Source organism: Glacieibacterium sp. (assembly GCF_965200405.1).
GTDB lineage: Bacteria > Pseudomonadota > Alphaproteobacteria > Sphingomonadales > Sphingomonadaceae > Glacieibacterium.
On record NZ_OZ241356.1, the window covers coordinates 557,931 to 572,269 of the forward strand.

Here is a 14,339-nt window from a genome sequence, read left to right on the forward strand (position 1 = left end):
CTTGGACACGCCACCGATCACGGTCGCGGCGCTTTACTGCTTCACGCGCTTCGAGGACTGCGCCGCGCTGGCGGGCCCCCTGGCGGAGGCGTGTGCCAAGGCCGGGATCAAGGGCACGCTGCTGCTGGCGCCGGAGGGTATCAACGGCACCATCGCCGGGCCGGCGGCGGGGATCGAGGCGATGCTTGGCGTGATACGCGCGCTGCCGGGCTGCGCGAGGCTGGAGGCCAAGATCTCACACGCCGAAGCGATGCCGTTCCACCGCATGAAGGTCCGCATCAAGCGCGAGATCGTCACCATGGGCGAGCCCGACATCGATCCGCTGGACAATGGCGACTATGTCGAGCCGGGCGACTGGAACGCGCTGATCGCCGCGCCGGGGACGATCGTCGTCGACACGCGCAACGATTATGAGGTGGCGATCGGCAGCTTTGCCGGGGCGATCGACCCGGGCACGCGGACGTTTCGCGACTTTCCGGCGTGGTTTCGCGCGAACCGCGAGACGTTCGGTGACAGTCCCAGGGTCGCGATGTTCTGCACCGGTGGCATTCGCTGCGAGAAGGCGACGGCTTTCCTGAAGGCGGAGGGGGTGGCGGACGTCCATCACCTGCGCGGCGGTATCCTGAAGTACCTCGAGACGGTGCCGCCCGAGGAGAGCCTGTGGCAGGGCGAGTGCTTCGTCTTCGACGAGCGTGTCGCGGTCGGGCACGATCTCCAGCGCGGCAGCTTCGAGCTGTGCCGCGCCTGCCGGATGCCGGTGAGCGAGGCCGACCGCGCCTCGCCGCTGTACGTCGAGGGCGAGAGCTGCCCGGCCTGCCACGCGACGCGCGACGACGAGCAACGCGCCGGCTACGCCGAACGCCACCGCCAGGCGCAGCTGGCCGAGGCGCGCGGCGAGGTCCATATCGGCGCGGTGCGGCCCCGGCCGGTTCGTGGCTGAGCCACCGCTGCTCTACAGCTACCGACGCTGTCCCTATGCGATGCGGGCGCGCCTCGCGCTGCTGGTCGCCGGGGTCGCGTTCAAGCCGGTCGAGGTATCGATGCGCGACAAGCCGGCGGCGCTGCTCGCCGCATCGCCGAAGGGGACGGTGCCGGTGCTGGTGCTGCCCGACGGCTCGGTCATCGACGAGAGCCTCGACATCATGCGCTGGGCGCTGGCGCAGGCCGATCCGGAGGACTGGCTGGCCGGCGATGACGCGGCGCTGATCGCGGCCAGCGACGGTGAGTTCAAGCATCACCTCGACCGCTACAAATACCCTGAGCGGCACGGCTCCGTCGCGGTCGAGCACCGAGCGGCGGCGCTGGCGATGCTCGCCGGGTACGACGCGCGGCTGGCGGGGCGGGACAATTTGTGCCGCGACCATCGCTCGCTCACCGACATGGCGGTCCTTCCGTTCGTGCGGCAGTTCGCGGCGGTGGATGCGGCGTGGTTCGAGGCGCAGGCCGTGCCCGGGCTTCACGCCTGGCTGGCCCGCCACCTCGCCTCGCCGCTGTTCCTGCAGGCGATGGCGCGGCCGGCTTGAGCGCGACCCCAGCCTCGATCGGCATCGTGCTGCACGACTTCGCGCTCGGCGGGACGGAGCGGATCGCGCTGCGGCTGGCCCGCGCCTGGGCGGCACGCGGCGTCGCGGTGACGATCTTCTGCGGTTCGACCGACGGCCCGCTCGGCATGCTGGCGGGACCGGACGTGGAGATCGTCGCCGCCGACCCGCCGATCGCCCGCTCTGCCCTGTCGCGCCAGCGGCTGGCACGCTTTGCCGCCGAATGCTTCCGGCAGCGGCGCATCGAGGCCTGCTTCATTCCCGGTAATTATCACTGGTCGGTGATCCCCGCACTGCGTTCCCTGCCGCCGCCGCACCGGCCCTTCATCCTGGCACAGGTCAGTGCCTCGCTCGACAAGCCGCAGCGCGGGCGCTGGCGACAATTGGCGTTCGACCGGCGGATGCGGCGGCTGCTGAGCGGGGCCGACCGCGTCGTGACGCTCGCCGAATCGATGCGGCGCGATGCCGACCGCATCCTGTTCCGCCGTGTCGCCGTCGCGCTGCCCCTGCCCGCACTGGAAGACGAAGCACCACCGCTGAGCCCGGTGCCGCCGGGCAACCGAACGATCCTGGCGGCCGGACGACTGGTCCCGATCAAGGGCTATGCGACGCTGATCCGTGCCTTTGCCATGATCGACGATCCGGCGGCGCGGCTGGTCATCGTCGGCGCCGGTCCCAATGAGGCGCGGCTCCGCCGCCTGATCGACGAGCTGGACCTCGGCAATCGGGTCGACCTGCCCGGCTTGGTCGGGGACACGCGGCCGTGGCTCGACGAGGCGCGGCTGCTCGTGCTGTCGTCGCAGTTCGAGGGTTTCCCGGCGGTCGTCGTCGAGGCGCTCGCAGCCGGCCGGCAGGTGATCGCGACGGATTGCACCCCGGCGACGCGCGAACTGCTGACCGGGCCCGAGTTCGGCCGGGTGGTTCCCATCGACGATGCGCCGTCATTGGCGCTGGCGCTGCGCGAGGTGCTGGCCAGCGCGCCACCACCGCCGGCGCTGCTTGCTGCCGCCGTAGCGCACTTCCGCATCGGGCCTGTGGCGGACGCCTATCTGCAGAGCTTCGGATGACCGGCCCGCGCATCCTGTACATCATCAACTCGGTCGAGGGCGGCGGTGCGGCGCTGCCGGTACCGTCGGTGATCGGCGTCCTGCAGCGCGGCGGTGCCGAGGTCCGCGTGCTGGCACTGACCCGGCGCGACGGGCGCGCCCTGGCGTCGATGGCCGCAGCAGGTCTGGACGTTCGCGTCCGCGACGGCGGCGAGACCGACCATTTTGCGGCGTGGCGCTGGCTCGACGCCCAGGTCCGCGACTGGCGGCCGACGCACCTCTGGACTTCGCTGACCCGCGCGACGCTGCTCGGGCAGCTGGTCGGCCTCCGGCGCCGGGTGCCGGTGGTCAGCTGGCAGCATGCGGCGTTCCTGCGCCCGACCAACCGCCGGCTGTTGCGCGCGACGCAACGCCTGTCGCGCCTGTGGATCGGCGATTCGGAATCGGTGACGCGGCTGACGGCGGCGCGACTCCTCGTCCCGAAAGAACGCCTGGTCACCTGGCCGATCTTCCGTGCCGATCCAGACGCACCGCGCGCCGTGCCGTGGCAGGCGGGCAAGCCGTTGCGCCTCGGTAGCCTGGGGCGGCTGCATCCGGTCAAGGGCTACGACGTGCTGGTCGAGGCGCTTGCCCTGCTGCGCAGCGACGTGCCGTTCGAGGTGACGATCGCCGGCGACGGCGCGGCGCGGGCGGCGTTGCAGGCGCAGGCCGAGGCAGCAGGCGTCACCAACTTGCGGCTGGGTGGCTATGCCGACGACCCGCGGGCTTTCCTCGCCGGCCTGCACCTGTACCTGCAGCCGTCGCGTTCCGAGGGACTGTGCGTTGCCGCGCACGAGGCGATGCAGGCGGGGCTCCCGGTGATCGCCTCTGCTGTCGGGGAGCTGCCGTTCTCGATCGAGCAGGAGGTGACCGGCTGGACTGTGCCGCCAGCCGATGCGAGCGCGCTGGCGGCAGTGCTCGACGCCGCACTGGCCCGGCGTAAGGCGCTGGCCGCAATGGGCGATGCGGCGCGCCAGCGCGTGTTGTCGCGGTTCGGGCCCGATCACTTCGAGGCGACCGGGCTGGCGATTCTCGACCGGCTTAAGACCCTTTAGCCCGCCAGCCGTCGGCGCAGCTTGCCCGCTTCGCGCCGGATCTCGATGCCCAGCCCTTGCGCCGAAAGCTCGGTCCGCTTGGCGTCGATCAGCGTGACCTGCCCGGCGGCGGCAAGCGTATGCAAACCCTCGACATACGGCGCGAAGCCGGCGGGCGCCACGATCCGGGGGCCGAGCGTCGCCTCGAACTGCGACGGGGTCAGCCGCTCGATCGTCAGGGCGCGGATGGCGCCGCCATAGGTCGCGCTGCAATCCTGCACCGGCAGGACCAGGCGGCCGTCCATGACGAACGCCGTGCCACCCGGTCGGCCGCCAGCGACATCGGTTCGCACCGGCTTGGCGGAATGCGCGCGCCACGGTCCACCCAGCCGCTCGGCAAAGGCGATGTTGAGCGCCCCCATCTTCTCGGCCTCGGTGCCGGTCGAGGTATAGAACAGCCACCACACCCCATCGTGAAACACCGGGGTCGCATCGACTGCAGGGTGGCCGAGCTCGATTACCTGCGCCGGCTCCCAGCGCGTCGGAAAATCGATAGCGCGGTAGAGCGTCAAGCGGCCGGACCGATGGGCCTCGGGCAGCATCCACGTCTCGCCCTCGGCCTCGAAGACCTGGGGATAGGACAGGTGCCACGGCTCGGCGAGGACCGGATGGCGTTCGATCAACCGATAGTCGGCATCGTAGACCAGCACTTCGACGGTGCCGATGCGGACGCGGTAGTCATAGGCCTCGACGAAGACGTACAGCCAGCCGTCGCGCCACAGTCCGAACGGATCGGCGAGGAACTGGAACGAGCCCATCGGCGGCAGCCAGTGGATCGGCAGTCCCTCGACGCCGCCGCGACGGACGATCTCGGCGATCGTCGCCTCGACGATCGCGGGCCGCCAGATGTCCTTGCGCAGCGCCATTCGTCTTGGATTCCCGCCCAGCCTCGGCCCTGTGTTTCACAGCGCCGGAGCGGAGGCAAATACCCTCAGGCGGCGCGTTCGACGGCGGCCGGGATGGCCAGTGGCTCGACCGGGACGCTCTGGGGCAGGACCAGCGGATCGACCGGCGCTAGCACGTTCATCAGGGCGCGGGCGGCGCGCATGGCGGAGCGTTCGGCGGTGAGCTCGAAGCTGCGCTGGAACAGTTCGCGCTGGACCGGGCGGAAGCGGTCGTGACCGGCCACGGCGCGGTCGAGCGCCGCCCCGAGGTTTTCGGCATCGGGGATGACCTCGCCGGCCTGCCAGTGCGCGTAATTCTTGTTGCCGCGCCAATCGGCATCGTGGCTGTCGATGAACAGGCACGGCCGTGGCCGGTGCAGGAACTCATAGACCTGGCTGCTGACGTCGCCGAGATAGATATCGGCGGCAGCGGTATAGGTCATGTCGGTCGAGGCTGAGCTGCCGAGATCGATATGGATGTTGGGGGCATCGTAATAGCGCTGCTCGATGACGCCGGGACGATCGATGCGCAGCTTGTCGATGGTCACCACGAACTTGCGGTGGAACAGCATGACGTGCGGCGCGAAGATCAAGTTATAGCGGTCGTCGTTCAGGAAATAGTCGAGCACCGCGCGGCCGTCCTCGTACCATGACGACAGGTGCGGCGAGGGGTGCGGATTGTAATAGATGGTCGGCTTGCCGTTCGACTGGAACGGCAGCTTCGGCTGGGTCTCGGGCATCAGGTCGAACTTGGGATAGCCGACGGTGCTGATCCGGTCGGCGGGAACGCCGGCCTCGCGGATCAGGCGGTCGCGGATCTTGCTGCCGGACACCAGCACGTGGTCGAACCCGGCACTCGCCTTGTCGAAGCCGATGGCGCGGTCGCCGGCGCCGTGGCGGGTGTGGATGATCTTGAGGTCCGCCAGGCCATAGCGGGTCTTGAGCAGCAGCGATGTCTTCTCGGCGACGATCAGCGCGTCGAGGCTTTGGAAGAACGGCAGGTTGTCGCGGTAGATCGCCAGCTTGGTGACCGGCAGTACCGCCTCGAGGTAGCGCGCGGCGAAGCGGGCGAGGCGACTGGTCAGGCCGAGGCGGATCATCGTTACCGGGCGGCTCAGCTTGGCCGCCAGCCGCTCGACCTCGGCGGCCAGCCGGTCGTTGGTGACCGCGACGACGACCTCGACCTGGGGATTGGCCTCGGCCAGCGCCAGCGCGATCGGCAGCGAATGAGCGACCTGGTGGATCTGGTCGTGGTTGAACAGGAAACCGATCTTCATGCCGGTGTGACGTCGCCGGATCGGACAACCCGCAATGATCTCCTGACAATTCGACCGGCGCGGCATAAGGAACGCCGATGCCGCCTGCTGCCAGCCTGAGCCTGCCCCCGTCGGGGCTGCGGCGTGTCCTGGGCAATCTGGCGCACCTGCTCGGCGGCAAGGCGGCGGCCGGGGTGATCAGCCTGGTGTACCTGGTCATCGTGACGCACACCCTCGGCGCGCGTGACTATGGCGTCCTGATCCTGGTCAACAGCTATGTCGTGCTGGTCGGCAGCGTCGTCGCATTCTCGGGCTTCCACGGCGTCGTGCGTTACGGCGCGCTGGCGCTGACAGCCGGCGACACGCCCGACCTGGCGCGGACGGTGCGCTTCATGGCGGTGGTCGAGTTCGCGCTGGGGGCGGTCGCGGTCGCCGTGGCGGCGCTGCTGGTGCCGCTGGTCGGGCCACGGCTGGGCTGGACCCCGGACGCTATGCGGCTGGCGATACCCTATAGCCTGGCGGTCGTCGCGACGGTCCGCGCGACACCGCAGGGCCTGTTGCAGGTGGCGCGTCGCTTCGACCTGATCGGCCTGCACCAGACGCTGTCACCGCTGGTCCGGCTGGTCGGTGCGGTCGGCGTCTGGGTGGCAGGCGGCGGCCTGACCGGCTTCATCATCGTCTGGCTGGCGGCGGCGATCGTCGAGGGCATCGCGATGTGGGGACTGGCGCTGGTCGCGTGGCGGCGCCTGTTGCCTGACGAGCGGCTGCTGGGACCGTGGCGCGGCGTACCGGGACGAAAGCCCGGCTTTGGTCGCTTCATCCTGATCACCAACTTCGACCTGACCCTGCGCGAGCTTGCGCCCAATCTGGCGCCGCTGACCATCGGCTGGCTGCTCGGCCCGGCGGCAGCGGGACTGTTCGCCTTGGCCCAGCGCGCCTCCTCGATCCTGCAACAGCCCGCCGTCCTGCTGTCGCAGGCAAGCTATGCGGTGCTCGCCGACTTCGCCGCAAAGCGCGAGTTCAAGGCGCTGAAGCACACCGTCTGGCGCAGCGCGCTGCTGGCGCTGGCGGCGGGGGCGGTCGTCGTGGCGGTGCTGGCGGTGCTCGGCGGGCGGTTCCTGACGCTGCTCGGTGGCGGCAGCTTCGTCGGGGGCACGGCGCTGCTGGTGCTGGTCGCGCTGGGCCGGATGGCGGCGTTGGCCTCCGCACCCGTGGCGGCGGGACTGACCGGCCTTGGCCTGCCGCAACGGTCGATGGCGGTCGCGCTGCTGACCAACCTCGGCCTGTATCCGCTGCTGCCGCTGCTGCTGTGGCGCTTGGGTGTCGATGGCGCCGGCTGGCACGCCGCGCTGCAGGGGTTGATCGCCACCGCGATCCTGGCGTTGCTGTTCCGCCGCGACGTTCGCCGGGCAAAGCTCGCATGACCGCGTCGGGGCTGCGCGCCGTGTTCCTGACCGAGCGTCCGATGCTGTTGCGGCTGGTGACGGCACGCTTGGCCAGCCCGGCCGACGCGGAGGACGTGCTGCAGGACATGTGGCTGCGGCTGGAGACACTGGCGACCGGGCCCGTCGCCAAGCCGGCGGCCTATCTGTACCAGATGGCCAACAACCTCGCGTCCGACCGGCGGCGGTCGGCGCTGCGGCGCACGGTTCGCGACGATGCCTGGCAGGGGCTGCAGACCACCTCCGAGGAACTGCCCGATGCCGAGGCGGTCCTGATCGCGCGCGACCGGCTGGCACAGGTCGAGGCTGCCCTGGCCGCACTCCCCGAAAAGGCGAGGCGCGCGTTCCGGATGTTCCGTTTCGAAGGGATCAGCCAGAAGGCGATCGCAACGGAGATGGACACCAGTCTCAGTTCCGTGGAGAAATGGTTACAGCTTGCTTACCGTGCTATTCATGATGCAGGGCGCGACACTGTTGCGGGTATCGGATCGCCGCGACGTCCTCAACATGAGCGACTGAACCCAGACGAGAGCCGACAGCCGAATTGATGGAGAATGGACCCGCCGATATCGTCGACCAGGCGATCGCCTGGCACTTGCGGCTGGGCAAGGCCACGGCTGCGGATTGGCGGAGCTTTACCCTGTGGCTGGAAAATGCGGCGCACCGCGATGCCTATGACCGGGTGACGCTCGACGATGCGATGCTGGCGCCGGTCCTGCAGCTTCACGAGACACCGGCGAGCGAATTGGCGGCGAACGACCGGCTGCCGGCGCGGCGACGGTTCCGGCTGGCGGCGGCTGGTGGCGGCGCGCTGGCGGCCGGGCTGCTGGTCGCCCTGATGATGCCGGCCGAACTGCCGACCGCCGATGACGGCCTGTACAGCGTCGAGACGCCGACCGGGACGCGGCGCAAGGTGACGCTGCGCGACGGCACGATCATCGAGCTCAACGGCGGTACCCGGGTCACCCTCGACCGCGCCAACGGCCGCTATGCGATGCTGGACCGGGGCGAGGCGTCCTTCCAGGTCCATCACAACGCCGCGCAGCCGTTCGAGGTGCGCTCCGGCGGCTCGACGATCAGCGACGTCGGCACGGTATTCAACGTCGCCCGCGAGGGTCCGCAGCTCAACGTCGAGGTCGCCGAGGGCGCCGTGGCGTTCGAGCGCACCGGCGCACCGGGTGACGGCACCATGCTCAAGCCCGGCATGGCGCTGGCGATCCGCGACGACGAGCGCCAGGAGGAGGCACGGCTCAGCAACCTGCCCCCGGCCACGGTCGGCGGCTGGCGGCGTGGCCTGCTGACCTATCGCGAGGCGCCGCTGGCCCAGGTGGCGCGCGCCCTCGAACGCTCGACCGGGGCGAAGCTGCAACTGGCGGGCGCGCTGGCTGAGCGCCAGTTCACCGGCACGATCCAGCTGGCCGGCGGAGCGGAGGCGGTGATCCCGCGCATGGCCGCGCTGGTCGATGCCCGCTTCGAACGCCGCAACGGTGCATGGCTGTTGTCGTCACGGAGCGATGTCGGCGAGTAACCTGGTCCGCGCCGTCGCCGTACTCGCCTGTCTCGCTGCTACCCCGATCGCCGGTGTCGCCGCCACGGCTGCGGCAGCGGCGCGCTTTGTCGTCGACGCCGGCCCCCTAGACGCCGCGCTTGCCCAGCTGGCGCAGCAGGGCAGCATCGATATCGGCGGCACGGTGGCAGGACTGGCGACCGTCCGCACCGCCGGGGTCAAGGGCCGGATGCCCGTGGCGCGAGCGCTGGCGCAGCTGTTGCGCGGCACCGGCTATGCCGCTGTCCCGGTCGGCGGAGGCGGCTTCCGCATCGTCGCAGCAGCTGCAGCGGCACCGCCGGCCCGGCCGTGGCGGCGTCCCCGCGCTGCACCCGCGCCGGTCGAGGCGGCAGTCCCGACCGAAGTACCGGACCAGCCGGCCACCATCACGGTGACGGCCAGCAAGCGCGACGCCGGCCTGCTGCGCTTTCCCGGCAGCGTCACCATCGTGCAGCTCGACGATAGCGGCCGGACGGCGACGACCGACATGCACGCGCTGGCATCCGGCTTGCCGATCCTGCAGAGCACCGACCTCGGCGCCGGGCGCAACAAGCTGTTTATCCGGGGCGTGGCCGACAGCAGTTTCGTCGGCCCGACGCGGTCGACCGCCAGCGTCTATTTCGGCGATGTTCAGCTCGGCTACGGCGGCCCCGACCCCAATCTCAACCTGTACGACGTCGAGCGGGTCGAAGTGCTGGAAGGCCCGCAGGGTGCGCTGTACGGCGCCGGTTCGATCGGCGGCATCGTCCGCCTGTCGCCGCATGCACCCCAGCTCGATCGGATCGCCGCGCGGGCTACCGCCTCGGCCAGCGCGACGCAGGACGGCAAGCCGGGCTACGACCTTGCCGCTATGGTCAACCTGCCGCTGGTCAGCGACGTCGTGGCGTTGCGGCTGGTCGGCTATCACGCCCGCGAGGGCGGCTATATCGACGATCTCCGGCGCGGCCGAAGCGACATCAACAGCGTCGTCACCTCCGGCGGACGCCTCGCGCTGCGCGTCGAACCGGGCGACGGCTGGACGATCGACCTGGGAGCGGTGACGCAGACCATCGACGCGCCGGACTCGCAATACGCCTTGCTAAGCCTGCCGCCACTGAACCGGCGCTCGGCGATCGCCCAGCCGTTCGAGGATGATTTCCTGCTCGGCAGGGCGGTCATCACCAAGGATTGGGACAGCGGGTTGAAGCTGGTTTCCGCCACCGGACTGATCGACCACCACTCCGACGATCGCTACGACGCGACCCGCACCGTCCGGCCGGATGTGCCGCTGGCCTATGACACGCGCGACCGCAACCGGCTCATCACGCACGAAACCCGGCTGTCGCGCGTTTTGCCCGACGGCGCCGGCTGGCTGGTCGGCGCGTCGCTGATCGACGACGATGCACGCATCGAGCGCACCTTCGGACCACTCGGTGCGCCGCGCGACATCACCGGTGTCACCAATCATGCCTTCGACCTGTCGGCATTCGGCGAGCTGACCTACGCGCTCGGTCCCGACCTGCGCCTGACCGGCGGTGCGCGGGCGACCTGGACCCGGGTCGACAGCGATCCCAGCTTCAGCCGTGCCGACAACAAGTTCGTGCGCGGACGCCGCAATCTGCGCCTCAGTCCGACCGTCGCCATGGACTGGCTGATCGCGCCGAGCCTTGCCTGGTTCGCCCGCTACGGCGAGGGTTTTCGCACCGGCGGCCTGGCCGTCGCGCCGGGCGTCGGTCGGGTCGCCAATTATGACCCCGACGTCATCCGCGTCGGCGAGACCGGGGTGCGGCTGGAACGCCGGGGCGCCACCGGGATCGCCGGCTCCGCCAGCCTGTCCTACGCGCGGTGGAGCCGCATCCAGGCCGACCTGATCGACCGCAACGGCTTTCCGTTCACCACCAACATCGGCAAGGGCCGCATCGCCGGCCTCGAGGCGGTGTTGGACTGGGTGCCCGTCGTCGGTCTGCGGCTGACGACATCGATGTTCATCAACAAGAGTGATCTCGACGAACCGATCACCGCCCTGTCGCGGCAGGACGGCGACATGCTGCCCGACACGCCCAAGGTCAGTTTCGCCGGCAGCGCCGATTATCGCTGGGCCGCGGGGCGCGACGCCAGCTTCAACGTCGCGGCCCAGGCGCGCTACACCGGCAGGTCGGTGGCCGGCGTCGGGCCGATGCTCGACCTGAAGCAAGGCAATTACGCCGAGATCGACGTATCGGCAGGTTGGACGCGTCACCCTGTCGGGCTGACCATCGGCATCGACAATATCGCCAATGCGCGCGGCAACCGGTTCGCCCTCGGCAACCCCTTTGCGGTGCTGGCACGCGACCAGACGACGCCGTTGCGGCCGCGGACCCTGCGGGCGGGCGTCAACCTCGACTGGTAGGCGAACATTGCGGTCCGGGGTGCGGCCCCGTATCGGTGGCGCGAACCCGGCGGAGTAGAAGTGTCGCGCCTGATCCGCCTGTTGCTCATCATCCTGCTGTTGCTGGCGCTGCTGGTGACCGTCGCCTGGCTGAGCCGTGCGCCACTGAGCGAAGCGGTGGTGGCGCGCTGGTTCGCCGCTCAGGGCGTGGCGGCGCGCTACCGCATCACCGCGATCTCGCCCTCGGCGGTGACGCTGGCGGATGTCTCGCTGGGACCCCAGACGCTTCCGGATTTCACCGCCGAGCGGATCGACGCGCAGCTCGGCTGGTCGCTGCTGTCGCCGGGGCTGAAGGCGGTCACGCTGATCCGGCCGGTGCTGCGCGCGACGCTGTCGGACAAGGGCTTCAGCCTGGGCAGCCTCGACCGGCTTTTGCCGAAGAACGCGACGCCGCAGCCGCTGCCTGACATCGACCTGCGGGTGGTGGGCGCGCGGGTCAGCGTCGCCACGCCATTCGGGATGCTGGCCGGGACGGCGCAAGGCAACGGCCGGCTGCGCGGTGGGTTTACGGGGGCGGCAAGGCTCGACCCGGCAACGCTGGCGGGCGCCGGTTGCACGACGGCGGTGCCGGGGATGGACATCACTGTGGCCATGGCCCGCCGCGAGACGCGCCTCGCGGCGAACGGCCTCATGCCGCGTCTGGCCTGTGCGGCGGGCATCGCGAACACCCTGCGCTGGCAGCTCGCGGCGACGTTGCCGCCGACCCTGGACAGTTATCGCGCGACCGTCACCGCGAGTACCGCCGGCGTCGAAGGTGGCGGATACCGCAGCGGGGCGGCGAAACTGACCGCCGATGCGTCGGCCGCGACGCTCTCCGGTCCGCTGGCGGGCAAGTTCACGCTGGCTGCGACGAGCCTGCGTGGCGCTGCGGGAACGGCGAAGCAGGTCGCAGCAAACGGCAATTACCGCTTCGACAGCGCGCGGCGGGAGGCAGGCGGCGATGCGCTGGTCAAGCTGGACGGAGCGGCAACGGTGGTACCCGCGACATGGTTGCGAGCCCCGGCCCGGCGCGCGGCGGGAACGCTGGGCCAGCCGCTGCTCGACGGCCTCAGCGCCCGGATCGAGGCTGCGGCGCGCTCGTTCGACGGCACCGCGCAAATCTCCGCCAGCAACCGTGAGGGCCGGCTTCACGCGGCGGTGACGGGGCTTGCGCTAGCCGCGAACAATGGAGCGCGCCTGACGCAGACCGGCAGCGTGACCTACGACGACGGCGCCGTGTCGATCTCCGGCGGCGCCTCGATCGCCAGTGGCGGGCTGCCGGTGACACGACTGACCGCCGATGGTCGCTGGCAGCGGGGCGCGTTCGACGGCCGGGCGACCCTGGCTGCAGCACGCTGGATGGTGCCCGGTGCCACCCTCGACGCGCTCAGTCTTACCGCGCGCAGCGACGGCGGTGGTGCGATCCTCGACGGCGGTGTCCGCGTTTCCGGCAAGCTCGGCGGTGGCATCGTGGCGGACCGGCTCGGCATCCCCCTGGCCTTGCGCCTCGGCCCTGGCATGGCCTTGCGCTTCGACCAGCATTGCCTCGCTGTCGACTGGCAGGGCCTGTCGCGTGCAACGTTGCGACTGGCCGCGGGCCGGGTCCGGCTTTGCCCTTCCGCTACCGCGCCGCCATTCGTCGGGCAGGGCCGCATCGGTGGCGCGCTAGCCAGCGATCCGGTTCGTCTCGCCGGTCATTACGACGGCACGCCGCTGGCCTTGAGCACCGCCCCCTTGCGCGTCGTCCTGTCGGGCAGCCCGACCGCACCTCGCGTCGCCCTTGCGCCTGCCGCAATCACCGCGAGCTATGGTGCCCGGCGGCTCCGCGCCACGATCGGCGGCACGGTTGGCGCCAACAGCGGAAATGGCCGTATCGACGCCGCGGCGCTCGACGATACCGGTCTCCCGGTCGCCATCGATGATGCCGGCGGCGACTGGCGCCTCGACCACGGCCGTGTGAGCCTGAGCAAAGCCAGTGCCCGCGTCACCGACCGCACCGCGCCTGCGCGTTTCCAGCCATTGCGCCTGATCGACCTGGGCGCCACCCTCTCCGGCGACACGATCGAGGCGAAAGGCAGCGCCCGCCTCGACGCTGCGCCAGCCCGGCTGTTCACCTTCGCGGCCACCCACGCCCTCGCCTCGGGCACCGGCTACGCAACCCTCGACACCGGCAGGCTGACCTTCGGCCCGGACCTCCAGCCCTACCAGATCACCGAAAATCTTCGCGGCATCATCGACAACGTCGTCGGGCCGATCGTCGGCACCGGGCGCTTCGACTGGACGCCGGATACGCTGACCAGCCACGGCAGCGTCCGCATCGACAAGCTCAACCTCGCCACCGCCGCGCTCGGTCCGGTCGATGGCATCGACGGCACCGTCGAGTTCGACGACCTGCTGGCGCTGACCACCCCGCCCGGCCAGACGCTCCGGATCGCGCGCATCAATCCCGGCATCGCGGTCGACGACGGCGTCGCGGTGTTCCAAATGCTCGGCCCCGACGCGGCGGCGATCGACAGCATCCGCTGGCCCTATGCCGGCGGCACGCTGACCCTGGCTCCGGTGACGATCCGCGCCGGCGACCTGCGCCGCGAATTCAAGCTCAACGTCGACGGACTGGACGCGCAGCTGTTCCTGCAGCGCTTCGAGATCAAGAACCTCAACGTCACCGGCACGTTCGACGGCGTCCTGCCGCTGGTCTTCGCTGACGAGAAAGGCCGCATCGTCACCGGGCGGATGGTGGCGCGACAGGGCGGCGGGCTGGTGCAGTATGTCGGTGCGGTCGGCAGCGAGGAGATGGGTGCGGGCGCGAAGCTGGCCTTCGATGCGCTGCGCCGACTGCGCTATAACGAACTGGCGCTCGACCTCGACGGCGACCTCGACGGCGAGCTGGTGACGCAGGTGCGCTTCAGCGGGACCAACGAGACCACCGCCACCATCGGCGGGGGCCCGGTGCCGATCAAGGCGACCGGCCTGCCGTTCAAGTTCGGCATCACCGTGCGCGCGCCGTTCCGCGCCCTGCTCGGCACCGCCGCCTCGCTCAGCGACGTCCGGCCGCTGCTGCACGCCGCGCCCGCCGCACCGGTTCAGCCGCGGTAAAGCGGTGGC

The 14,339-nt window shown here is 70.5% G+C and carries 11 protein-coding genes; 9 read left to right on the forward strand and 2 right to left on the reverse strand.

Translation table 11 applies throughout. From position 1 onward, the window contains the following. The first annotated feature begins 1 nt into the window (after position 1). Genes ACOFKW_RS02515 through ACOFKW_RS02530 form a run of 4 tightly spaced genes read left to right on the forward strand, consistent with a single transcriptional unit; the run spans position 2 to position 3,681 of the window. A complete protein-coding gene (locus ACOFKW_RS02515; protein ID WP_419815781.1) occupies positions 2–940 on the forward strand; it encodes a rhodanese-related sulfurtransferase in 939 nt (312 codons plus the stop codon). Then, positions 933–1,523: a glutathione S-transferase gene (locus tag ACOFKW_RS02520; RefSeq protein WP_419815782.1), complete on the forward strand. Its 591-nt coding sequence runs from the start codon at positions 933–935 to the stop codon at positions 1,521–1,523. Before ACOFKW_RS02515 ends, ACOFKW_RS02520 begins: the two co-directional genes overlap by 8 nt. Then, complete coding sequence (locus ACOFKW_RS02525) at positions 1,520–2,608, forward strand: glycosyltransferase (RefSeq protein ID WP_419815783.1); 1,089 nt, start codon at positions 1,520–1,522, stop codon at positions 2,606–2,608. The genes ACOFKW_RS02520 and ACOFKW_RS02525 overlap by 4 nt, the downstream gene beginning before the upstream one ends. Continuing rightward, positions 2,605–3,681: a glycosyltransferase family 4 protein gene (locus ACOFKW_RS02530; protein WP_419815784.1), complete on the forward strand. Its 1,077-nt coding sequence runs from the start codon at positions 2,605–2,607 to the stop codon at positions 3,679–3,681. Before ACOFKW_RS02525 ends, ACOFKW_RS02530 begins: the two co-directional genes overlap by 4 nt. Here the strand turns inward: ACOFKW_RS02530 and ACOFKW_RS02535 are convergent. After that, complete coding sequence (locus ACOFKW_RS02535; RefSeq protein WP_419815785.1) at positions 3,678–4,586, reverse strand: glucosamine inositolphosphorylceramide transferase family protein; 909 nt, start codon at positions 4,584–4,586, stop codon at positions 3,678–3,680. The two genes, ACOFKW_RS02530 and ACOFKW_RS02535, sit on opposite strands and share 4 nt — an antisense overlap. Positions 4,587–4,651: 65 nt before the next feature. Continuing rightward, entirely contained in the window at positions 4,652–5,881 is a 1,230-nt protein-coding gene (locus ACOFKW_RS02540) for a hypothetical protein (protein WP_419815786.1), read from the reverse strand. A gap of 77 nt (positions 5,882–5,958) precedes the next feature. Between ACOFKW_RS02540 and ACOFKW_RS02545 the strand changes: the two genes are divergently transcribed. Genes ACOFKW_RS02545 through ACOFKW_RS02565 form a run of 5 tightly spaced genes read left to right on the forward strand, consistent with a single transcriptional unit; the run spans position 5,959 to position 14,330 of the window. Further along, positions 5,959–7,284: a lipopolysaccharide biosynthesis protein gene (locus ACOFKW_RS02545; RefSeq protein ID WP_419815787.1), complete on the forward strand. Its 1,326-nt coding sequence runs from the start codon at positions 5,959–5,961 to the stop codon at positions 7,282–7,284. After that, positions 7,281–7,850, forward strand: a complete 570-nt coding sequence (locus tag ACOFKW_RS02550) for an RNA polymerase sigma factor (RefSeq protein ID WP_419815788.1) — start codon at positions 7,281–7,283, stop codon at positions 7,848–7,850. The genes ACOFKW_RS02545 and ACOFKW_RS02550 overlap by 4 nt, the downstream gene beginning before the upstream one ends. Continuing rightward, a complete protein-coding gene (locus ACOFKW_RS02555) occupies positions 7,850–8,830 on the forward strand; it encodes a FecR family protein (RefSeq protein WP_419815789.1) in 981 nt (326 codons plus the stop codon). Before ACOFKW_RS02550 ends, ACOFKW_RS02555 begins: the two co-directional genes overlap by 1 nt. Continuing rightward, on the forward strand, positions 8,817–11,216 hold the full coding sequence (locus ACOFKW_RS02560) for a TonB-dependent receptor domain-containing protein (RefSeq protein ID WP_419815790.1): 2,400 nt from the start codon (positions 8,817–8,819) through the stop codon (positions 11,214–11,216). Before ACOFKW_RS02555 ends, ACOFKW_RS02560 begins: the two co-directional genes overlap by 14 nt. Before the next feature lie 60 nt (positions 11,217–11,276). After that, on the forward strand, positions 11,277–14,330 hold the full coding sequence (locus tag ACOFKW_RS02565; protein ID WP_419815791.1) for an intermembrane phospholipid transport protein YdbH family protein: 3,054 nt from the start codon (positions 11,277–11,279) through the stop codon (positions 14,328–14,330). Positions 14,331–14,339: the final 9 nt, after the last annotated feature.

Bases quoted from the DNA above. Each gene is read 5' to 3' on its own strand.
- ACOFKW_RS02545 (WP_419815787.1), top strand. From the start codon at position 5,959: ATGCCGCCTGCTGCCAGCCTGAGCCTGCCCCCGTCGGGGCTGCGGCGT.
- ACOFKW_RS02550 (WP_419815788.1), top strand. From the start codon at position 7,281: ATGACCGCGTCGGGGCTGCGCGCCGTGTTCCTGACCGAGCGTCCGATG.
- ACOFKW_RS02555 (WP_419815789.1), top strand. From the start codon at position 7,850: ATGGAGAATGGACCCGCCGATATCGTCGACCAGGCGATCGCCTGGCAC.
- ACOFKW_RS02540 (WP_419815786.1), bottom strand. From the start codon at position 5,881: ATGAAGATCGGTTTCCTGTTCAACCACGACCAGATCCACCAGGTCGCT.
- ACOFKW_RS02530 (WP_419815784.1), top strand. From the start codon at position 2,605: ATGACCGGCCCGCGCATCCTGTACATCATCAACTCGGTCGAGGGCGGC.
- ACOFKW_RS02535 (WP_419815785.1), bottom strand. From the start codon at position 4,586: ATGGCGCTGCGCAAGGACATCTGGCGGCCCGCGATCGTCGAGGCGACG.
- ACOFKW_RS02560 (WP_419815790.1), top strand. From the start codon at position 8,817: ATGTCGGCGAGTAACCTGGTCCGCGCCGTCGCCGTACTCGCCTGTCTC.